Source organism: Streptomyces desertarenae, assembly GCF_042681365.1.
Lineage (GTDB): Bacteria > Actinomycetota > Actinomycetes > Streptomycetales > Streptomycetaceae > Streptomyces > Streptomyces desertarenae.
In genome coordinates, this window is record NZ_JBHUFU010000013.1 from 89,303 (window position 1) to 110,182 (window position 20,880).

A 20,880-nucleotide genomic window follows, 5' to 3' on the forward strand; every position below is an offset into this window, starting at 1 on the left:
TGGGCTCGCCCACCGCGGCCCCGGACACCACCGGCTCCCGTGCGGTCGCCCCGTCGGGCCTCCCCCGCGCGACCGTGGCCGGCCCGGCGGACCGGACCCGCCTCCGCCGCTGCGCGCCCTCCGCCCCGCTCGCCCCCTTTTCCGGCCGGAGAGGTGAGAAGGGAGGCCTTCGCGGAAATGCGGGGGGAATGCGCACTGGAGTATCCGCCGTGGAGCCGGGCCGCGAGTTGTTCACCGCCGCCGGGGAGGCCGTCGACGCCGGGGCCGGGTGGCTGGACCGGGCCGGGGAGGAGTGGTCCCGGCGGAGGTTCAAGTCGTCGGGGGAGGAGGTCACCGACGCCGACGAGGAGGTCGAACGGCGGGTGACCCGGGTACTGCGGGAGCGGTTCCCCGGCATCCCGGTGGTCGGCGAGGAGACCGCCGGGCAGGCCGGCGGCGAACCGCTGCCGTCGCGCTGCTGGTTGCTGGACCCGATCGACGGCACGATGAACTTCATCCGGGGTGCCCCGCTGTACGCCGTGTCGCTGGCGCTGGTGGAGGACGGGCGGCCGTCGTTGGGGGTGCTGCACGCCCCGGCCCTGGACCGCCGCTGGACCGTCGGGCCGGACGGCCGGCCCCCGGGGATCCCGGCCGTCGAACCGCCCCGCGGCGCGCGGGAGGTGTCCCGCGCGGTGGTCGGCGTCACCGGGGCGGGTTCCACGGCCTCGCGTTCGGGCCGCTACCTGACCCGGCTGCTGGACGACGCGTACCGGGTGAGGCTGCACGGCTGCATGAGCCTGGACCTGGCGGCGGTGGCCGAGGGCTGGCTGGACGGCTGCGTGTGCCTGACGCCCAAGCCGTGGGACGTGGCCGCCGGCGTCGCGCTGCTGCGCCGCCGCGGCGTGGCCGTACTGGGAGAGGACGGCGGGGATTTCACCTTCGACTCGCCGCTGCTGGCGGCCGGTCCCGCTCCTCTGGCGGAGGAGCTGGTCGCCCTGTGGGGCGCGGTCGCGGCCACTTCCGGCACGTGACGGACCCGGCACGTGCCGGAAGCGGCGCCGGCGCTGCTCCGGCGGGGCGGGGCCCGGCCGGTCCGCCGTCCCGCCCCGGTCACCGCGGGAGGGCGGGCGCGCCCGCCCCCCGGCGCGGTACCGGCGTGCCGGAGCGGGGCGCGGACACCCAGGGCGGGGGCTGGTGGGGCCACCGCACGTAGGTGAGCGGGGGGCGGCCCGGGCGCGGCGGCGTCACGCCCACGGGCCAGGCCCGCAGCGCGTACGTCCCGGTGTGGTCGGCGGTGGTGAGGCGGAAGGAGAGCCCCTCGGCGAGCCGGGCGGACGCCGCCTCCTGCCGTTCCCCGTCCTCGCACCACCGCCGCAGTTCCGTGGGGACGTCGGCCGGCTGCCCCGGCAGGTGGACGAGCGTGCCGTCGCCGGCCCAGCGGACCGCCGGGTCGGGGTCGAGCCCGTCGGCGATCCGGCGGGCCTGCTCCCGCAGCCAGCACAGCACGAGGCGGCGGCTGGGCGCCTCGTGCCGGCCGAGCAGCACGGCGACGGTGGTGCCGTTGACCGGCCCCCGTGCGGTGACGTCGGCCCGGTACGCGCAGGCCGTGCCGTCCTCCTGCCCGGCGGCACCGCCCCGGTCCGCGCGGGCGGGAGCGTGCGCCGGGTCGGGTGCGGCCGGCCGTCCGACCGGCCACGGGACGTACCGGGTGTGCAGGGTGTGCGCCACGTGAGGGGCGTGGGCGACGCGGAGGGCAGGCCGGTCGATGCAGGTGGTGGCGTCGGGGTGGTTCGTCACGCCTCCACGGTGACGTCCATCACGGAGAGTGGCAAGCGGTAACGCAGAGCACATGCGGTTGTTGTGGGCGCCGAGGGTGGTGTGGTGCGCGGCGCGCGCCCTGCCCGGTGGGCAGCGCCGGTGCGGCCGCCCCCTTCCGCCGGCCGGGTCGGCCTCCGGCAGGGGCGGGGCGGCGCGTTCCCCCGCAACGCGCCGCCCGCGGAAGCGGCCGCCGCGGGCCGGGCCGGTGATCCCCCGTCATCCCTCCGGTGCGGCAGCCGCTCCACGGCGGCGGGCCCGTGGCACGTCCCCCGTCCTCACGGTGCGCCGCCGTGCGTGCTGCGGATGCGGCGGCAGCACGCTCCCCTGCTCCGTCCGGTCGGGCACCGGACGTTCAGAAGGCTAGGCGGAGATCACCGGGGGCGCGTTGTGCATGTGCGGCGGCGCGTTGTGCATGTGATGCGCGGTGTTCCGTTTTCCGTTCCGGGTTGCCGCGGTAACGCAGCCGTCATGCGGGGCGGGGGCCGTCGGCGACCGGGTCGTGGACCGCCTCCGGCGGAAGCTCCCCGGTGAGCAGGAGGGCCCACAGCAGGTCGTGGCAGCCACCCCCGGGCTGCGTGAGGACGCGGCCCACCAGCGCCCCGGCCCTCTCCAGGCGCTGCGACAGGCTGTTGCGGTGCATGCCCAGCGCGGGAGCCGCCCGTCCGATCACACCGTCGGCCGCGATCCACCGCACGAGCAGGGCGCGGGTGGCGGCGTCGAGGGGCGCGAGGAAGCGCTCCGCCTCCTGCCGGGCCTCGTCGCTCCGCGCCAGGAGGGCGCACAGGTGCGGGGGCCGGCCGCCGGAGACCTCCGGGACGCCGGAGGGGCCCGGCGCGCGGAGGCGGTCGCCGAGCTGGAAGGCGAGGTCGAGCACGGCGCGGTCGGCCAGGCGGGCGCGGCCGAGGCCGACCTGCCGCATGACGAGGGCCAGTCGCTTCCCGGCGGTGGTGCGGTCCACACCCACCAGGCGGGCGGTGGACGCGGCTCCGTAGGACAGCGTCAGGCGGGCGGTGTGCACGAGCTGGTCGCGCTGCTCCCGGGGAAGGCCGTCCAGGGGGCCGAGCAGGGCCTCGGCCCAGCGGCGGGCCGCCTCGGGCAGGAACGCCACCAGTGGACTGCCGCCCTCCTCGACGGCTGTGCGCCGCGGGGCCCGGCGCGCGGCGGCCAGGGCGCGGACCGCCGAGTCGTAGCAGTGGGCGGTGCGGTACCACGGCCCGGGGGAGCCGATCCCGGCTGCCATGCCGGACGCGCGCACGACGGGCGCCAGCAGTTCGGCGGTCCCGTCGCCCCCGCCGCCCCCGGCCCCGGGGCCGTCCCCGGTCCGGTGCGGGAGGATCACGATGACGTGCCGGTCCACGGCCGGGCAGAGCACCACCAGCGACCGCCTCCCCAGGGCCTTCTCGCACTCGCGGACCACCGCGGGGCGGTCGCCGGGGGAGGCGCACTCCACCACGGCCACCCGCCCGCTGTCCGCGGTCAGCACGCCGGGCGCCAGCGGCTCGGCCGCCCGCACCGCCGCGGCCACTCCCCCGACCATGAGGTACTGCAGGATCGACACCTTCAGCGTCATCTCGGTGTGCCACAGCCGCCGTTCGGCCTCGCGCCGCTCCGCCGGGCGGTGCAGCAGGCCGAGCTGGCCGGCCGCCAGGGCCGGCAGGGTGCGCAGCCGGCGGGGCCAGGGCTCGGTGCGGACCGCGGCGAGCACCGGGTGCGGGGGCGCGGATCCCACCGCGTGCAGCAGGACGTGGCGCCCCTCGGCGGAGAGCGCGGCGGTGTGCATCCGCCCGCCGTGCACCTGGGCGAGCAGGTGCCGGTGCCCGTCGAGCACCTCCCACCCCGCCGGGGCGCCGGGGGCGATCAGCCGGACCTCGGCGCCGCACTCGTCCTCCAGGTGGCGCAGGAGCCGCCCGGGGCCCTCGTCGTGGCGGTCCAGCCGGGCCGTGAGCCGCAGCAGGCGGTCGCGCTGGCCGACGCCCTCGCGCAGCACCCCGGCCAGCCGGTGCAGGACGCGCGCCTGCACCTCGGCCGCCCCGTACGGGAGGACGGGCTCCAGCAGGGGCAGCCCGGCGGCCCGGGCCGCCGCCACCGCGCGGTCCCGCCCGGGCCCCGGGGCGGCGGCCGGGCCGGTGAGGACCACGGCGGTCACGCCCCGCTCGGCCAGTCCCCGCAGCGCGGCCGCGGGGTCGTCCGGCGGCGGCACGTCCCCGGGCACGACGACCAGCAGGTCGCGCGCCCGCGTCACGCTGCCGGGAAGCCGCCAGCCCCCGTCGCACACCTCCACCTGCTCCACCGCCCGCCCGGGGCGCGGGCGGACACCGGCCGCCGCTTCCACGGGGCGCAGCATCGGATTCTCCCCGGTGGTCAGGTCGTCCATGGTCAACATCGCGCAGCTCCCCCGCACAGGCTGTGTCCGCCCGTCGATCCTGACCCATCGGGCGGAGGCGGCCAAGCATCGGCCCGGGCCGCCGGGTTCGCACGGCTCCCCGGGCCGCCGCGGTGGCCGGTCACCGCCCGCACGTCCCGCGGCCCCGCGCGGAGCCGGACCGCGGCGTGTCACCGCCAGCCGGCCCCCCGGAGCACGGCGTCCGCGATGTCGGCGGCGGAGCCGTGGCCGGCATCGACGCCGAAGTCCTCGACCCGGGCCCGGTCGAGGATCCGGTCCAGCTCCCCCACCCTGTCCAGGTGCCAACGCAGCGCACCGGGGCCGGGATCGTTCTCGTGGCGGCGGACGAGCCGTCTGCGCACCGTGGGCAGGTGGACCCGCAGCCGGCACACCGCCAGGTCGGTGCCGACAGCCTCCCGGTAGCGCTCGCGGTGGCTCCGGCTCTCGGCCACCCCCGCCAGGACGATCCGGACCGCTCCGGCGTCGAGGTGGTGGCCCGCCACGCAGCGCAGGTTCCGCAGCAGCAGCGCGGCGTTGAAGGGGTCCCCCGCGGGGCTGGGCCACAACCGGCACAGCGCGTCGAGGTCGACGACCGCGTTGGGGACCCCGTCGTCGGTGAGCAGGTCGCCGGCGACGTGGGCCACCGTGGTCTTGCCGGCACCGACGGTGCCGGTGATCAGCAGGGCTTCGGGGGTCGGCCGGGGGGCGGGTGACGGTCGGGGGCCGGAGTCCATGCCGCGGATCCTACGGGCCCCGCACCGCCCGGCCCACGGGAGCGGGGCGGGGGCCCGGCACGCGCCCGCCTTCCCCTTCGGCCGCGGACCGGGGCAGGCCGGGCGGTGCGCCTCAGTGGAGGGAGGCCAGCCGCGCCGGGTCGAAGGGCGCCAGCTCGCCGAAGCGGCCGTCCAGCACCTTCGCGGCCCACTCGGGGTCGGCCAGCAGGGAGCGGCCGACCGCCACCAGGTCGGCCTCGCCGCGCTCGACCGTCTCCAGCAGCCCGTCGAGGGCCGCGACACCGCTGCCCCTGCCGGAGAAGGCGTCGAAGAACTCCCCGTCGAGGCCGACCGATCCGACGGTGATGACGGGCCGGCCGGTCAGCTTCTTCGCCCAGCCCGCCAGGTTGAGGTCCGAACCCTCGAACTCCGGGAGCCAGTAGCGGCGCGTGGAGCAGTGGAAGACGTCCGCCCCCGCCTCCGCCAGCGGGGCGAGGACGGCCTCCAGCTCCTGCGGGGTCTCCGCCAGCCGGGCCCGGTAGTCGCTCATCTTCCACTGGGAGGTGCGGAAGACGATCGGGAAGGCGTCGGAGACGGCGGCGCGGCAGGCGGCCACGATCTCCGCCGCGAAGCGGGTGCGGGAGGCGATGTCACCGCCGTAGGCGTCGGTGCGCCGGTTGGTGCCGGACCACAGGAACTGGTCGACGAGGTAGCCGTGGGCGCCGTGGATCTCCACCCCGTCGAAACCGCGGGCCTCGGCGTCGGCGGCACCGGCCGCGAAGGCGGCGATGACGTCGTCGATGTCCTGCAGCGTCATCGTCCGGCCCGGCTCCGTCCCGTCCAGGGGGATGCCGGAGGGCCCCATCCGGGGCGCCTCGGGCACGGGCGGGGCGCCGGGGGCCCGCACCATGCCCACGTGCCACAGCTGCGGCACGATCCTTCCGCCCGCGCGGTGGACGGCGTCGGCCACCGCCTCCCAGCCGGCGAGAGCGTCCTCACCGTGGAAGCGGGGCACCCGGTCGCTGGTGCCCGCCGAGGGGTGGCCGACGTAGGTGCCCTCGGTGACGATCAGGCCCACCTCGGCGGCCGCGCGCCGGGCGTAGTACTCCGCCACATCGGGGCCGGGTACGCCGCCGGGCGAGAACTCGCGGGTCATCGGCGCCATCACGATCCTGTTGCGGACGGTGAGGCCCCGCACGGAGAAGCCTCTGCCGAGCACGTCCCGGGCGCGGGCGCCGGCTTCCCCCGCGGTGTCCGCCGCGGCCGCGGTCGTGCCGTCGTTCGTGGTGCTGGTCATCGGGTTCCGCCTCCGGTCGTGGGACGGCCGCGCCCGGACGGGCACGGCCCGCTCCGTGCAACCGGCGCCCCGGCCCGCCGATTCCCGGCCGCGGCCGCGCGGCCGGCCGCCGCCGCGTACGGACGGCGGACGAGGGCCCCTGCGCGCGGTGGCGCCCGGCGGCGTTCCGACCCGGGGGGAAGGGGGCGGAAAACCCAATCTCCAAAGGCACCGGCGCACAACCAGCGCACGCCAAGAACCCGTACGGCACCTGTGCGACCGGTCCTCGCGGACGGCACCTCAGATGTGGCTCAAATCACTGGCTCCGAACCAGCCAACGGCGGGACGATTCCCCCGGCGGTTCCGGTCGGTCGGCCAACCGGTCGCTCCCTTCGGGGAGTCGACGCGCCCCGGCCGGGACCGGACCGCGGGCGCGGTGGCCGGTACGGGGGTACGGCCACCGCGCCGACCCGTCCGCCGCCCGGCGCCACGGCGCGGCCGGCGGCCACGGACGAAAGCGGCTCCGGTCGGCCGTCCGCCACCGCGGGTGCTCCGCGAACTCCCCGTTCCCGTCGTCCCGTTCGGTGTTTCCCTGCCGCTCCCGACCACCCGGTGTCTCCACCCACCTGCCGAATCGGATCGCTTGGCACACTTTTTTTGGCACATCGCGGACGGGGCGCCCCCGGCACCTCCGGTGCGCCGTCCGGCAGGGCCGGGTCGCCGGCGATGTCCGCGGTGAACCCGCGGAGGACGGAAGGGGTCGATTCGGCCGTCGGGCGACACCGTAGACGCTCCGGCACGGGGGCGCTCCACCAGCCCGCTCCGGCGGAACGAACCCGCTCACGACCGGCACGGGATCGGACGGCCCCGCCCCGCGCTCCCCATGTGACCGGAACAAGACCTTTCGAACGAACCGGATTCCCCTTCCGGCAGGGCATGTCGTCTGGCGCGGCGGGAAGTCCACCTGCTCCGCGGTGCCGCCAGGCGGCCGCCATCCGCTCGCCGCCCCTTCTTCCCCGCCTCCCGAACTCGCCTGACCTGCGAGGACGAGGCGACGTCACGGCCTTGGCAGCCATATCCGATGTACCGGGAAAGGAGGCCATGCCCGACAGGGACCCCAAACGGCGCGTTCCCTGCGACCACCCCTCAACGGGGCGGGATCTCGTTTTTCGCCGTTCTGTCAACAAGGCCGATTCTGGCCCGTTCGCTTGGCGATCTTCGGGGAAGCCCTCGTCGCCCCGTGTGGCGATCGTGTGGAAGTGCGAGTGCCGCGGCGGCCACCGGGGCCGCTGACCAGCGTCGACGCGATGGGCACCGTCCCGGAGGACGGCAACGCCACCTCCTTCTCCTGCGACGACGCCTTCAACCCCACCTCCGCCACCATCTCCACCGGTGCGCAGGCGACCATGAGCCGGGTGAAGCGGGCCGGCGGGCACTATCCCGAGACGCTGACCTCCGCGAGCGACGAGAAGGTCACCAACGCCTACGACACCTCCGGCAACCTGCTGTCCCGGACCGACTCCACCTCCGGCGGCTCCTGCGCGCGGTGGACGTACACCTACAACCCCGAGTCGGGCGAGGTGGACTGCGGCGGCCTCCCCGGCCAGCGATGCACCGCCGCCGACCCGCGCGGCAGGAAGACCACCTTCTCCTACGACGGCAAGGGCAACCTCACCAAGGTCACCCCGCCCGCCCCGCAGAAGCCCGTCACCTACACCCACGACGCGCTCGGCCGCACCGAGACCGTCACCGACGGCCGCGGGATCACCACCACCTACGGCTACGACGACCGCGACCGCGTCACCAGCCAGAAGGCGGGAGACGACACCGCGACGTTCACCTATGACGAGGACGGCAACCTGATCCGCCGCCAGACTTCCGAGGATGTCTGGGTGTTCACCTACGACGAGCGGAACCGCAAGCGCGTCCGCACCCTGCCGCCTGCCGGCCGGCGGCACCACCTCCGGCACCTACGACGCGGTCGGCAACACCGCCACCGACGCCGCGGGCACCGGCAACGTCCACCGCCTCATCCGCGACGGCACCGTCCTCACCCACAGCGCCGTCGGCATGTCCCGGCAGACCGCCCACTCGGGCGCCGCGACCGGTTTCGTCCGGAAGTCCTCGGGCAGTCTGGTGGCCATGCGGACCGGGGGCGGCAGCCACTACTACCTCTCCGACGTCCAGGGCAGCGTCATCGGCCTGGTGGACGCCTCCGGCAAGCGGGGCGCCACCTACGCCTGCGGCCCCTACGGCGAGGAGCGCACCGCCGCCGGCCAGCCCCACCGGTACACGGGCACCTACCTGGACCCGTCCGGGCTGTACACGGTGGGCGCCCGCTCCTACGACCCGCACCCGGGCCGCTTCCCCCAGCCCGACCCCTCGGGCCGGGAGGCGAACCCCTACGCCTACGCGAGCGGCGACCCCGTCAACCGCACCGATCCCATGGGCACCGCATCGTTCCTCGGCGGTGTCAGCACGCTGCTGGACGTGAAGTCCCTCGGTGAAGGGGCTCAGGCTCTCTCCGAAGGTGACTGGAACGAGGCCGCCGGTGTCGCGGCCGGCTGGGCGGCAGGAGCCGTGACCGAGGCGACGTGCGGCACCGCCGCGGTGGCCGCCGGCCTGCCCACGGCTGGAGCCGGAGGCTTCCTCGTGGGAGCGGGATGCCTGGCAGCGGGGGAATTCGTCGGCTCGCAGGTCGAGAAGGCGGTGTCCGGGTGATGACCCGCGGAAAACAGGAGAAGGGAAAGCGCACATGCTCTTGGCTGAAACTTCAGGGCGCTACGACTACTTGCCCGCTGCGGGCTGGGTGATCGGATTCATTGTGGTCTGTTTCGTCCTCGCTTTCCTCATCAAGATGAGGAAAGGACGCTGACGGAACCCACGAGGTCTCCCGGCCCGCGCTCCACAGGCCGGGAGACCTCATGGGTCCGGCGGGGAGGCAGCCGGCCTGGTTTCCGCGACGTGTGCCGTGCGCCCGGGAGGCGAGCCGAGAAGGGGGAGCCGCACTTCGAGGGAGGAGCGGATCGCAAACCGCCGCCGCAGGGACGGTGCGCTCGGGCAGCGGGAAGGCCGGAGTGGGAGCGAAGCTGCTCGGAGCTTCCGAGGCCATGGACGCGGGAGCAGGCCCGGGCCACCGGGGACTGGGGCGGCGGCCGGGCTTGCGATGCAGGAGGGAGGATGTGGAGTCCGGTGAGATCCGGAGCCGCGCCGGGCGCTCCCTGGCAGTTCGTCCTGGTCCTCTTTGCGATCGGTGTGATCGCCTATGCGACCATCCTGCGCAGGGGGAAGAAGCAGCGGAGAACGCTTGACCCGGTGCTCTCGGTACGGTGCCGGTGCTTTCCCGCCGCCTGTGCGAAAGCACCGGCGTCTGCCTGGCCCCGTCGGAGCCGTACACGATGGGCGCCCGCTCCCACGACCCGCACCCGGGCCGCTTCACCCGGCCCGACCCGTCGGGCCGGGAGGCCAACCCCTACGCCTACGCGGCCGGCGACCCCGTCAACCGCACCGGCCCCGCAGGCACCCTCTCCCTCGACACCGGCGGAGAGGTGTGTTCCTGGATGTGCCTCGACGGTGGCGTGAACACCACCGAGGACGGCAGCCCGCACGGCTGCCTCGGAGTGGGGCTCGGAACCCGGGCGCCGGCATCAACGGGGGTCTGGCCTCCGGTTCGGCGGAACAGGGGTGGGCCGGGGAGATCGCCTGCGGTATCGGCCCCGCGGGGCTCTCGGTCGCCACGGACGCCCCGGCAGGCGTCGATACCGGCGGCACCGGCGGCACGTGCTCGGCCTCCGCCAAGTACACCCTCCAACGCGGCGGCAGGAAGGAGGAACACCATGCGGGAACTCCTGCACCTGGCCAACGAGAGGCCCGACGGGCCGTCCTGGTCGCCCTACCTGATCATCGGTCTCTTCATCGCCGCTGCGATCGCCATCGGCATCCTCTACAGCAGGCGTCGCGGGAACCGGTGGAGAACACCGGGGGCGCCGAACCGGCGCCCCCGGCCCCCTACGGAAGGAGAAGCGTGTGCGGATCGTCGCGGGCGCGCTGATCGCCCTCCTCGGCCTCGCCCTGGCCCTTTTCGGCCCCGGGTCCTCCGCCGCGGCCGGAAGCCGGGCAGGCCGGCGGTTCCAGTCCTCCGACACCCCGGCCTTCCGCCTGCTCGGCCCGGTCCTCGTGGTTCTCGGCCTGCTGTACGCGGCCGGCCTCCTCGGGTGAGCGGGACCCGGCACGCCCCCTCCCGCCACGGCACGGGTGGAGCAGGCCCGGCGGCGACGCGCTCCGCAGGTGGAGCAGCCGTTTCGCGCGGTGGTTGCCCGGGAACAGGTCGAGCACCGTTCCCGGGCAACGAAGCCGCAGGTCAGGCGCTCTTCTCCGCGGGCTTGAGGATGGCGACGCACTCCACGTGGTGGGTCATCGGGAACAGGTCGAAGGCCTTCGTGAAGTGCGGCACGTAGCCGGCCGCGCGGAAGTAGGCCAGGTCGCGGGCGAGCGCCGCCGGGTCGCAGGCGACGTAGGCGACGCGGCGCGGGCCGAGCGCGGCCACCTGCTCCACCGTCCTGCGCCCGGCGCCGGAGCGCGGCGGGTCCATCACGACGATGTCGGCCTCGGTGATGCCGGTGCGCGGCAGGACCTTCTCGACCGTGCCGCGCTCGATGCGGACCCGGTCGAGGTCGGCCAGGTTGTGGCGGGCGTCCTCCACCGCGCGCTTGGAGGACTCGATGCCCAGCACCGCGCCCTTGGGCCCGATCCGGTCGGCCAGCGCCCCGGCGAACAGCCCGGCGCCGCAGTACAGGTCGAGCGCCATGTCGCCCTTGTGGGGGGTCAGGCCGGTCATCACCGTCCGGACCAGCAGGTCGGCGGCCATGGGGTGGACCTGCCAGAAGCCGCCCGCGCTGATCCGCCAGGTCCGCTCGGCGGCGCGCTCGCGGACGTAGGGGCGGCCGTGGACGCGGTGCACGTTGCGCTCCCCGCCCCGCGCGCCCCGGCCGCCGGACTGCTCCTCCTCGACGCGCAGCACCGACACCGGCCGGTCCAGCTCCACCAGGGGCAGCCGCCCGCCGGGCACCGGGGTGATCAGCACCTGGCGGTCGTTGGACCCGGTGGCGGCGACGGCCTCGACGGAGGCGGTCTGCGGCCAGGCGCGCTTCTCGACGCCCAGCTCGCTCACGCCCGGCGCGGCGATCAGGCAGCGGTCGATCGGCTCGATCTCGTGGGAGCGGTGGCGGCGCAGCCCGGCGCGGCCCTCGGCGTCCACGGCGTACTGCACGCGGGTGCGCCAGGCGGGGACCTCGCCCCGGGGCACCTTGTCGCCGGGGGCGGGCTCGACGGTGCCGTCCCAGCCGGCGTCCTCGGCGCTCATCCCGGCCAGCCGCTCCAGCTGCTCGGCGATGACGGACGCCTTCAGCCGGCGCTGGGCGCCGGGCGCGGCGTGCTGCCAGTCGCAGCCGCCGCAGCGGCCGGGGCCGGCGAACGGGCAGGGGGGCTCGACGCGGTCCTTGGAGGCCTGGAGCACCTCGACGGCGTCGGCGCGCAGGAAGCGGGAGTCCTCGCGGCCCTCGGTGACCCGGACCACGACCCGCTCGCCGGGCAGCGCGTGGCGCACGAACAGCACCCGGCCCTCGTCGGTGCGGGCGACGCAGTGGCCGCCGTGGGCGACGGGGCCGATCTCGACCTCGTACTCCCGGCCCACGAGGGAGGCGGGGGCGGTGTCGGAGGCGGCGTCGGGGGCGGGGGGTGTTGCGGGGGGCATGGGGAGCGGCTCCAACGGACGGCGGTGCGCATGGACGGCAGCCGTCCAGCCTACCGGACCGGCGAGGTCACCCCCCGCGCCCGCCGGTCCCGCTCTCCCGGCCCGCGGGGCCGGCCGGGTCCGCGGGGCCGACGGACCCGCGCCGCACCGCGCCGGGCGCGCTCCACTCCGAGCGCCTGCGCGCCCGCAGCCTGGCCCGCTCGGAGGACTCCAGCTGGTAGGGCACGGAGGTCACCATGACCCCGGGAGTGAACAGCAGCCGCCCCTTCAGGCGCAGGGCGCTCTGGTTGTGCAGCAGCTGCTCGTACCAGCGGCCGACGACGTACTCGGGGATGTAGACGCTGATCACGGCGCGCGGGTTGCTGCGGCGCAGGCCCTTGACGTACTCCACGACGGGGCGGGTGACCTCGCGGTAGGGGGAGTCGAGGGTCTTGAGGGGGACGTCGAGGCCGCGCCGGTTCCACTCCGCGCGCAGGGCGCGGGTCTCCTCGGGGTCGACGTTGACGCTGAGGGCCTCCAGGACGTCGGAGCGCACCAGCTTGGCGTAGGCCAGCGCCCGCAGCGTCGGCTTGTGGATCTTGGAGACCAGGACGATGGAGTGCACCCGCGAGGGTTTGGCCATCTCCTCGCGCCCGGCGTCGCGCGGCAGCGCCAGCTCCTCGGCCACCCGGTCGTAGTGGCGGCGGATGGCGGTCATCATCGCGTAGAAGAGGGCCATGCCGATGAGGGCGACCCAGGCGCCGTGGGTGAACTTGGTGGCCAGCACCACCACCAGGACCAGGCCCGTGAAGAAGGCGCCGAAGGCGTTGATCGCACGGGAGCGGATCATGCGGCGGCGGGCGGCGGGGTCCCTCTCCTCGGCCAGGTGGCGGTTCCAGTGCCGCACCATGCCGGTCTGGCTGAGGGTGAAGGAGACGAAGACGCCGACGATGTAGAGCTGGATCAGCCGGGTGGAGTCGGAGCCGTACGCGTAGACCAGCGCCCCCGCGAAGACCGCCAGCAGCACGATGCCGTTGGAGAAGGCCAGCCGGTCGCCGCGGGTGTGGAGCTGGCGGGGCAGGTAGCGGTCCTGGGCGAGGATCGAGCCGAGGACGGGGAAGCCGTTGTAGGCGGTGTTGGCGGCCAGGAAGAGCACCAGCGCCGTGATGGCGGCCAGGAAGAGGAAGGGCAGGGAGTCGTTGCCGAAGACCGCCGCGGAGACCTGGGCGATGACCGGGTCCTGGTGGTAGTCGGGTCCGGCGGGACGGCCGTCGATGAGGATGTCCTTGGCCGGGGTCTCGGACATCTTCACGTCGGTGGCCAGGGCCAGGGCGATGATGCCGCAGAACATGGTGACGGCCAGGGCGCCCATCAGGGCCAGGGTGGTGGCGGCGTTGCGGCTCTTGGGGCGGCGGAAGGCGGGGACGCCGTTGCTGATGGCCTCCACGCCGGTGAGGGCGGCGCAGCCGGAGGAGAAGGCCCGCAGCAGCAGGAAGACCAGGGCCAGCCCGGCCAGGTCGCTCTGCTCGGCCAGGACCCGGTAGTCGGCGCTGGGGGCCTTCATGTCGTCGCCCAGGATGAACCACCGGAAGGCCCCCCACGCGATCATGCCCAGGACGCCCGCGACGAAGAGGTAGGTCGGCACGGCGAAGAGGGCGCCGGACTCGCGTACGCCGCGCAGGTTCATCACGGTCAGCAGCGCGATGATCGCCAGTGCCGTGCCGACCTTGTTCTCGGAGACGAACGGGATCGCCGAGCCGAGGTTGTCCACCCCGGCGGCGACCGAGACCGCGACCGTCAGCACGTAGTCCACCAGCAGCGCGCTGGCGACCGTGCGGCCGGCCCGGGGGCCGAGGTTGACGGTGGCGACCTCGTAGTCGCCCCCTCCGGAGGGGTAGGCGCGGACGTTCTGCCGGTACGACGCCACCACGGTGAGCATGAGCACGACAATGGCGAGAGTGATCCACGGACCGAAGTGGAACGCCGAGAACCCCGCGATCGACAGCACCATCAGCACCTCGCCCGGCGCGTAGGCGACCGACGACAGGGGGTCGGAGGCGAAGACGGGGAGGGCGATGCGCTTGGGCAGGAGCGTCTCGGCCAGTCGGTCGCTCCGCAGCGCACTGCCGATCAGGATCCGTTTGGACACATCGGTCAGCTTGGACACGCAGAGGATCGTAAGCCGTGCCTCCCCCGGCGGCCCAACCGCTTCCCCGCCCGCCCGAACCACCCCCCCTCGGCCGGGTGCGGTTGCGGCGCGGGCGGGGCGGGCCAAGCATGGCCGCATGGGCGAAGGCAACGGCACCCGGCACGGCACGGCGGCAGGCCGGCCACTGAAATGCCTGGTCACCGGGGCGACCGGCTACATCGGCGGCAGGCTGGTGCCCGAGCTGCTGGCGGCCGGTCACACCGTGCGCTGCATGGCCCGCACCCCCGGCAGGCTGCGCGACCACCCCTGGGCCGGACGGGTCGAGGCGGTCCGCGGCGACGTGACGGACGCCTCGTCGGTGCGTTCCGCCCTGGAGGGGATGGACGTCGCCTACTACCTGGTGCACGCCATGGGCGGCGGCCGCGGCTTCGAGGACGCCGACCGCGAGGCCGCGAGGGCCTTCGGCGAACAGGCCCGGGCGGCCGGGGTGGGCCGGATCGTCTACCTGGGCGGGCTGACCCCGGCCGGCGTGCCCGAGGAGGAGCTCTCGCCGCACCTGCGCTCCCGGGCGGAGGTGGGGCGGCTGCTGCTGGAGTCCGGAGTGCCCACGGCCGCGCTGCGGGCCGCGGTGGTGATCGGGTCGGGGTCGGCGTCCTTCGAGATCCTGCGCTACCTGACCGAGCGGCTGCCGGTGATGGTCGCCCCGCGCTGGGTGCGCACCCGGCTCCAGCCGATCGCCGTCCGCGACGTGCTGCGCTACCTGGTGGGCTGCGCCGGGCTGCCGGCGGAGGTGAACCGGACCTTCGACATCGGCGGTCCGGAGGTGCTGACGTACCACGAGATGATGCGGCGCTACGCCGCGGTGGCCGGACTGCCCAGGCGGGTCATCATCCCGGTCCCGGTGCTCTCGCCGGGGCTGTCGAGCCACTGGATCGGGCTGATCACCCCGGTGCCGGCCGCGATCGCCCGGCCGCTGGCGGAGTCGCTGCGGCACGAGGTGGTCTGCACCGGGCACGACATCGCCCGGTACGTGCCCGACCCGCCCGGCGGGCCGATGGGCCTGGACCGGGCGCTGCGGCTGGCCCTCAGGCGGATCAAGAACGCGGAGGTGGCCACCCGCTGGTCCTCCGCGTCGGTGCCCGGCGCGCCCAGCGACCCGCTGCCCACCGACCCCGGCTGGGCCGGCGGCAGCCTCTACACCGACGTGCGCGAACGCCGGGTGGCCGCCCCGCCCGAGGCGCTGTGGCGCGTGGTGGAGGGCATCGGCGGCGAGCACGGCTGGTACTCCTCCCCCCTGGCCTGGGCGGTCCGCGGCCGGCTGGACCGGCTGGTGGGCGGAGTGGGGCTGACCCGGGGGCGGCGGGACGCCGAGCGGCTGCGTGCGGGCGACTCCCTGGACTTCTGGCGGGTGGAGGAGATCGAGCCGGGCCGGCTGCTGCGGCTGCGGGCCGAGATGCGGCTGCCGGGCCTGGCCTGGCTGGAGCTGGCGGTCGCGCCCGGACCGGCCGGAGGGTCCGTCTACCGGCAGCGGGCGGTGTTCCATCCGCGCGGACTGCTGGGCCAGGCGTACTGGTGGGGCGTTTCGCCGTTCCACGCGGTGGTATTCGGGGGCATGGCGCGCAACATCGCCTCGGCGGCCGAGGCCGGCGCCCCGGCCGGCGGGTCCGCTACGGCTCCGCGGGCCGGGGTGCGGTCCTCCCGCCGGGGTCGTGGCGCACCGCGGCCAGTTCCTCGTTCATGGCTGCCAGGAAGGCCGCGGCGGCGCGGAGTTCGGCGTCGCTGAAACGCCGCCGGGCGGCCTCGGTGGCCTGCGCGAGGGGACGGAAGTGCTCGCGGGCCGCCTCCCGGCCCCGAGGGGCGTAGTGGAGGTGGACGATCCTGCGGTCGGCCGAGTCGCGGACGCGGCGGATGTGCCCCGCCCGCTCCAGCCTGTCCAGGCAGGCGGTGACCGCGCCGGAGGTGAGCCGGAGCCGCTCGCGCAGCGCCCCCGGGGTCACCGGCCCGGCGTCCTGGGCGTCCAGGAGCTCCGCCAGGGCCCGCACGTCGGTGGGGTGGAGCCCCTGGGCCCGGGCGAAGTCGTGTGTCGCCTGTGCGAGTTCGCCGTTCAGCCGGCGCAGCAGCACGGCGAAGGCGCGGAGCCCGGTGGGGTCCTCCGCCGCCTCGCCCGAGGAGTCGTCCGATGTGGTCACTCCCCCACGATATACAGTCTCGATCGTAAAGTTTCTCGACCGTAAAGATTTCTGCCCGTCCGGGCGGGAGCCGCATCCTTCGTCAGTCCAGGGGAGTCCATGACGTCCACACCACGCTTCCTGCGGTGGCTGGTGCCCGCCGTGCTGATCGCCGTCTGGCTGGCGGTCGGCGGCGCCTTCGGCTCGTACGCGGGGAAGATCGGCGAGGTCGCCGTCAACGACCAGGCCTCCTTCCTGCCCGAGAGCGCCGAGTCCACGCGGGTCATCGGGGAGCAGGAGGCCTTCCAGGAGGCCGAGACCATTCCCGCCGTCATCGTGTGGGAGGCCGAGGACGGCGGGATCAGCCGGGCCCAGCGCGAGCAGGCCGGCGCCGTCCTGGCCCGGCTGGCCGGCACCGAGGGCGTGGAGGGCCGCCCCTCCCCCGCCGTGCCCTCCGAGGACGGCCGGGCCCTGCAGGGCGTCGTCCAGCTCTCCCCCGACCTCGACGAGGAGTTCCCCGAGGTGGTCGACTCCCTGCGCGAGGCCGCGGGAGCGGTCGAGGGCACCTCCGCCCACGTCGCCGGACCCGCCGCCACCCAGGCCGACCTCTCCGAGGCGTTCGCCGGGATCGACGGGCTGCTGCTGGCCGTCGCGCTGGGCGTGGTGCTGCTGATCCTGCTCCTGGTCTACCGCAGCGTGCTGCTGCCGCTGGCCATCATCCTCGGCTCCGTCTTCGCCCTCTCCCTGGCCTGCGCGGTCGTCTACTTCCTGGCCGAGGACGACGTGGTGCGGGTCGACGGCCAGGTGCAGGGGATCCTGTTCATCCTGGTCATCGGTGCCGCCACCGACTACGGGCTGCTGCTGTCCGCCCGCTTCCGCGAGGAACTCGCCGTACGCGGCGACCGCTTCGCCGCCGGCCGGGCCGCGCTGCGCCGCTCCCTGGGGGCGATCACCGCCAGCGGTGCCACCGTCGCCCTGGCCCTGCTGGCGCTGCTCCTGAGCGACCTGCGCAACAACCGGGCCCTGGGCCCGGTGGGCGCCATCGGCATCGCCTGCGCCATGCTCAGCGCCCTGACCTTCCTGCCCGCCGTGCTCGTCGCGCTCGGGCGGGCCGCGTACTGGCCCGCCCGCCCCAAGCCCCCCGTCGACCCCTCCGCCCCGGAACCGACACCCGGCGTGTGGGGCCGGGTCGCCGCCGCGGTGGACCGCTCCCCGCGCCGGGTGTGGACGGTCTCGGCGGTGTGCCTGGCGGTCGCCGCCGCGTTCTTCCCGACCCTCTCCTCCCAGGGCGTGCCGCTGAGCGAGACCTTCGTGGGCGGCGCGCAGTCCGTCACCGCCCAGGAGAAGCTGAGCGAGCACTTCCCCGGCGGGTCCGGGAACCCCGCGGTGATCATCGCCGACGCCGACCGCGCCGGGCAGGTGGCCGCCGCCGCCTCCGGCACCGAGGGCGTCGCCTCGGCCGCGCCCGTCACCGCGTCGGGCCGTCCCGGCGGAGGCGAACCCAAGGTCGTCGACGGCCGGGTGAGCATCCAGGCCACCCTGTCGGACGCGAGCGACTCCGAGGCCGCCCTGCGGACCGTGGAGCGGCTGCGCACGGCGGTGCACGCGGTGGACGGCGCGGACGCCCGGGTCGGCGGCTACACCGCCCAGCAGCTCGACAGCCGGAACACCGCCCGGGAGGACCGGGCGCTGATCATCCCCGTGGTGCTGGCCATCATCCTGGTGATCCTGGTCGGCCTGCTGCGCTCGCTGGTGATGCCGGTGCTGCTGGTGGCGACCGTGGCGCTGAACTTCCTGGCCACGCTGGGCGTCTCCGCCCTCGTCTTCGAGCACCTGTTCGGCTTCGGGGGGACGGACCCCTCCATCCCGCTGTACGGCTTCGTGTTCCTGGTCGCGCTGGGCGTGGACTACAACATCTTCCTGATGACCCGGGTCCGCGAGGAGGCCCGGCGCCACGGCACCCGGCTGGGCGTGCTCAAGGGGCTGGTCGCCACCGGCGGCGTGATCACCTCCGCCGGCGTGGTGCTGGCCGCGACCTTCGCCGCGCTGGTGGTGATCCCGCTCTCCTTCCTGGTCCAGATCGCCTTCATCGTCGCCTTCGGCGTCCTGCTCGACACCGTCGTCGTCCGCTCCCTGCTGGTCCCGGCCCTGGCCCGGGACATCGGCCCGGCGGTGTGGTGGCCGAGCGCGCTGGGCCGGCACGACGGCGGGCCGCGGCCGCGACCCGGGGACGGCGGACGGGACCGGAAGGGGCCCCCCGCGCCGGATGCCGGGTAGCGTTACGGCCGGAAGGCCACCTGGCAGGTGCCCCCGAGAGGGGCGGGAAGGATGATGCGCGATGCTGTCCCGGGTCGTAACGGCAGCGGAAGGTACGGGGTAGCGGCCTCATGCACATCGTCATCATGGGGTGCGGGCGCGTGGGCGCCGCGCTCGCCCAGACCCTCGAGCAGCGGGGCCACACCGTGGCCATCATCGACCGGGACCCCACGGCGTTCCGCCGGCTGGGGTCGGCCTTCGGCGGGCGCCGCGTGGAGGGGGTCGGCTTCGACCGGGACACCCTGCGCGAGGCGGGGATAGAGGAGGCCGGGGCGTTCGCCGCCGTCAGCAGCGGCGACAACTCCAACATCATCGCGGCCCGGGTGGCACGCGAGATGTTCGGGGTGGAGAACGTGGCCGCCCGCATCTACGACCCGCGCCGCGCCGAGGTCTACCAGCGTCTGGGCATCCCGACCGTCGCCACCGTCCGCTGGACGGCCGACCAGATGCTGCGGCGGCTCCTGCCCTCGGGCGCGGAGCCGCTGTGGCTGGATCCGACCGGCGGCGTCCAGCTCGCCGAGGTGCAGGCCTCCGCCGCCTGGGTCGGGCACCGGATCAGCCGGCTCCAGCAGGAGACGGGAACCCGGGTCGCCTTCATCACCAGGCTGGGCGAGGCGATGCTGCCCACCTCCGAGACGGTGATCCAGGAGGGCGACCTGGTCCACGTGATGATGCGCTGCGACCAGGTCGGCGACGTGGAGGCGGCGTTCTCGCGGGGCCCGGAAGGGGAGCACCGGTGAACGGCACACGCGCGGGCGGACAGGCCCACGAGGCTCACGAGGAGGCACTGTGAGGGTCGCGATCGCCGGAGCAGGGGCGGTGGGGCGCTCCATCGCCGGTGAGCTGCTGGAGAACGGCCACGAGGTGCTGCTGATCGACAAGTCGCCCGCGGCCATCGCGGTGGAGCAGGTGCCGCAGGCCGAGTGGCTGCTGGCCGACGCCTGCGAGATCACCTCGCTGGACGAGGCGGCGCTCCAGCGCTGCAACGTCGTGATCGCCGCGACGGGCGACGACAAGGTGAACCTGGTGGTGTCGCTGCTCGGCAAGACCGAGTACGCCGTGCCGCGGGTCGTGGCGCGGGTGAACAACCCCAAGAACGAGTGGCTGTTCAACGAGTCCTGGGGCGTCGACGTGGCCGTCTCGACCCCGCGGCTGATGTCCGCGCTGGTGGAGGAGGCCGTCAGCGTCGGCGATCTGGTGCGGCTGCTGCGGTTCAGCCAGGGCGACGCCAACCTGGTGGAGCTCACCCTGCCGCCGGAGTCGGCGCTGGCCGGAACACGGGTGGGCGACGTGAGGTGGCCCGAGGACACCGCGCTGGTCACGATAATCCGGGGCAGCCGGGTGCTGACGCCCGGCGCCGACGACTCCCTGGAGGCGGGGGACGAGCTGCTGTTCGTCGCCGCGCAGTCCCGCGAGCAGCAGCTGGAGGAGCTGTTGTCGGAGCGGCACGAGCCGGAGGGCCCGGAGCGTTCCTAGGGGCCTTTCACCGCCCGTGGCGGGGGCGGGGGCCCGGCCGGGCCCCCCGCGCCCCCGCCGCTCCCCCGCCCGCCGCACGTCCCGCGGGCGGGCGGGTCAGGACTCCGTGCGCGCCGCGGCGCCCCTGCGTGCTTCCTCGCGCTCCTTCTCGGCGGCCTCCTCGGCCTCCATCTCGGCGATCACGTCGATCGGCGGCGGGGCCTTGGCCAGGAAGACGTAGGTGAGGTAGACGCACAGCAGCAGCGGCGGGATGCCGAGCGCCACCTTCACCCAGCCGAGCTGGGTGACGTCGCCCCAGAAGTAGATGGGGAACAGGATCGCCGACTTGCCCAGCAGGATCAGGCCCCAGGCCCAGGTGGCCTTGGTGTACGCCTTCAGCCGGCCGGGGTTGCGGGTGCGCCAGGAGAGGTTCTCCCGCATCAGCGGCCCCAGCAGCACCCCGATCAGCGGGAAGCGCAGCAGCGCCGAGAGGCAGTAGGCCACCGCCAGGCCCAGGGTGTAGAGCATGCCGGGCAGGTAGAAGTCCTTGGCGTCGCCCGACATCATCGCGAAGACGGCGCCGACGGCGACCCCGAAGACGCCGCTGAAGGCGTGCTTGAGGGTCTCGCGGCGCACCAGGCGGACCAGGGCGAGCAGCACGCTCAGCCCGAGCGCGGCGACGGCCGCCGTGTGCAGGTCCCGTCTGACGGTGTAGACCAGGACGAAGACCAGCCCGGGCACGGTGGTGTCCACCATGCCGCGCACCCCGCCGAACGCCTCCATCAGGGCCTTGTCCGTCAACGTCGGGGCGGACGTCCCGCTCCCGGGTCCGTCCGCCGCCCCGTTCCGGGGCTCGTCCCCGCCGTCGGCCGGCCTGTCGAGAGAGGTCACC

At 75.1% G+C, this 20,880-nt stretch carries 15 protein-coding genes and 1 pseudogene; 8 read left to right on the forward strand and 8 right to left on the reverse strand.

Going from position 1 to position 20,880, the window contains the following annotated elements; all coding sequences use genetic code 11:
- Nucleotides 1-188: 188 nt before the first annotated feature.
- Nucleotides 189-1,010 (forward strand): inositol monophosphatase family protein, encoded by an 822-nt coding sequence (locus ACFSJS_RS21150; RefSeq protein WP_380902750.1) that lies wholly within the window; start codon nucleotides 189-191, stop codon nucleotides 1,008-1,010.
- Nucleotides 1,011-1,089: 79 nt separating this feature from the next.
- Here the strand turns inward: ACFSJS_RS21150 and ACFSJS_RS21155 are convergent, their stop codons facing one another.
- The 4 genes from ACFSJS_RS21155 to ACFSJS_RS21170 form a co-directional block, all read right to left on the reverse strand.
- Complete coding sequence (locus ACFSJS_RS21155) at nucleotides 1,090-1,776, reverse strand: hypothetical protein (protein ID WP_380902752.1); 687 nt, start codon at nucleotides 1,774-1,776, stop codon at nucleotides 1,090-1,092.
- Between the two features lie 487 nt (nucleotides 1,777-2,263).
- On the reverse strand, nucleotides 2,264-4,180 hold the full coding sequence (locus tag ACFSJS_RS21160; protein ID WP_380902754.1) for a helix-turn-helix domain-containing protein: 1,917 nt from the start codon (nucleotides 4,178-4,180) through the stop codon (nucleotides 2,264-2,266).
- 170 nt (nucleotides 4,181-4,350) lie between these two features.
- Nucleotides 4,351-4,914, reverse strand: a complete 564-nt coding sequence (locus tag ACFSJS_RS21165) for an adenylyl-sulfate kinase (RefSeq protein ID WP_380902756.1) — start codon at nucleotides 4,912-4,914, stop codon at nucleotides 4,351-4,353.
- A gap of 112 nt (nucleotides 4,915-5,026) precedes the next feature.
- Nucleotides 5,027-6,190 (reverse strand): NADH:flavin oxidoreductase, encoded by a 1,164-nt coding sequence (locus ACFSJS_RS21170; protein ID WP_380902758.1) that lies wholly within the window; start codon nucleotides 6,188-6,190, stop codon nucleotides 5,027-5,029.
- Between the two features lie 1,863 nt (nucleotides 6,191-8,053).
- On the opposite strand from ACFSJS_RS21170, the gene ACFSJS_RS21180 reads away from it, so the two are divergent.
- The 3 genes and pseudogenes from ACFSJS_RS21180 (at nucleotide 8,054) to ACFSJS_RS21190 (ending at nucleotide 10,387) form a co-directional block, all read left to right on the forward strand.
- The gene (locus ACFSJS_RS21180) at nucleotides 8,054-8,890 is read left to right on the forward strand and encodes an RHS repeat-associated core domain-containing protein (protein ID WP_380902760.1); all 837 of its coding nucleotides are present in this window, start codon (nucleotides 8,054-8,056) and stop codon (nucleotides 8,888-8,890) included.
- A 677-nt stretch (nucleotides 8,891-9,567) separates the two neighbouring features.
- Nucleotides 9,568-9,630 (forward strand): annotated as a pseudogene (locus ACFSJS_RS28015) (hypothetical protein); the annotation flags it as partial.
- Nucleotides 9,631-10,195: 565 nt separating this feature from the next.
- Nucleotides 10,196-10,387 (forward strand): hypothetical protein, encoded by a 192-nt coding sequence (locus ACFSJS_RS21190; protein ID WP_380902897.1) that lies wholly within the window; start codon nucleotides 10,196-10,198, stop codon nucleotides 10,385-10,387.
- 142 nt (nucleotides 10,388-10,529) lie between these two features.
- Here the strand turns inward: ACFSJS_RS21190 and ACFSJS_RS21195 are convergent, their stop codons facing one another.
- Both ACFSJS_RS21195 and ACFSJS_RS21200 read right to left on the reverse strand, forming a co-directional pair.
- A complete protein-coding gene (locus tag ACFSJS_RS21195) occupies nucleotides 10,530-11,921 on the reverse strand; it encodes a class I SAM-dependent RNA methyltransferase (RefSeq protein WP_380902762.1) in 1,392 nt (463 codons plus the stop codon).
- A 67-nt stretch (nucleotides 11,922-11,988) separates the two neighbouring features.
- Complete coding sequence (locus ACFSJS_RS21200) at nucleotides 11,989-14,067, reverse strand: APC family permease (protein ID WP_380902764.1); 2,079 nt, start codon at nucleotides 14,065-14,067, stop codon at nucleotides 11,989-11,991.
- A 118-nt stretch (nucleotides 14,068-14,185) separates the two neighbouring features.
- Here ACFSJS_RS21200 and ACFSJS_RS21205 point away from each other — a divergent pair, with 118 nt between their 5' ends.
- Nucleotides 14,186-15,832 (forward strand): SDR family oxidoreductase, encoded by a 1,647-nt coding sequence (locus ACFSJS_RS21205; protein WP_380902766.1) that lies wholly within the window; start codon nucleotides 14,186-14,188, stop codon nucleotides 15,830-15,832.
- Here ACFSJS_RS21205 and ACFSJS_RS21210 read toward each other — a convergent pair.
- A complete protein-coding gene (locus ACFSJS_RS21210; protein ID WP_380902768.1) occupies nucleotides 15,717-16,238 on the reverse strand; it encodes a MarR family winged helix-turn-helix transcriptional regulator in 522 nt (173 codons plus the stop codon). The genes ACFSJS_RS21205 and ACFSJS_RS21210 overlap by 116 nt on opposite strands.
- A gap of 99 nt (nucleotides 16,239-16,337) precedes the next feature.
- On the opposite strand from ACFSJS_RS21210, the gene ACFSJS_RS21215 reads away from it, so the two are divergent.
- From ACFSJS_RS21215 to ACFSJS_RS21225, 3 genes are all read left to right on the forward strand, one after another.
- On the forward strand, nucleotides 16,338-18,494 hold the full coding sequence (locus ACFSJS_RS21215) for an MMPL family transporter (protein ID WP_380902770.1): 2,157 nt from the start codon (nucleotides 16,338-16,340) through the stop codon (nucleotides 18,492-18,494).
- Nucleotides 18,495-18,604: 110 nt separating this feature from the next.
- Nucleotides 18,605-19,273: a potassium channel family protein gene (locus ACFSJS_RS21220; RefSeq protein WP_380902772.1), complete on the forward strand. Its 669-nt coding sequence runs from the start codon at nucleotides 18,605-18,607 to the stop codon at nucleotides 19,271-19,273.
- A gap of 49 nt (nucleotides 19,274-19,322) precedes the next feature.
- The gene (locus ACFSJS_RS21225; RefSeq protein WP_380902774.1) at nucleotides 19,323-20,009 is read left to right on the forward strand and encodes a potassium channel family protein; all 687 of its coding nucleotides are present in this window, start codon (nucleotides 19,323-19,325) and stop codon (nucleotides 20,007-20,009) included.
- Between the two features lie 96 nt (nucleotides 20,010-20,105).
- Here the strand turns inward: ACFSJS_RS21225 and ACFSJS_RS21230 are convergent, their stop codons facing one another.
- Nucleotides 20,106-20,879: a DUF3159 domain-containing protein gene (locus ACFSJS_RS21230; protein WP_380902776.1), complete on the reverse strand. Its 774-nt coding sequence runs from the start codon at nucleotides 20,877-20,879 to the stop codon at nucleotides 20,106-20,108.
- Between the last annotated feature and the right edge of the window lies 1 nt (nucleotide 20,880).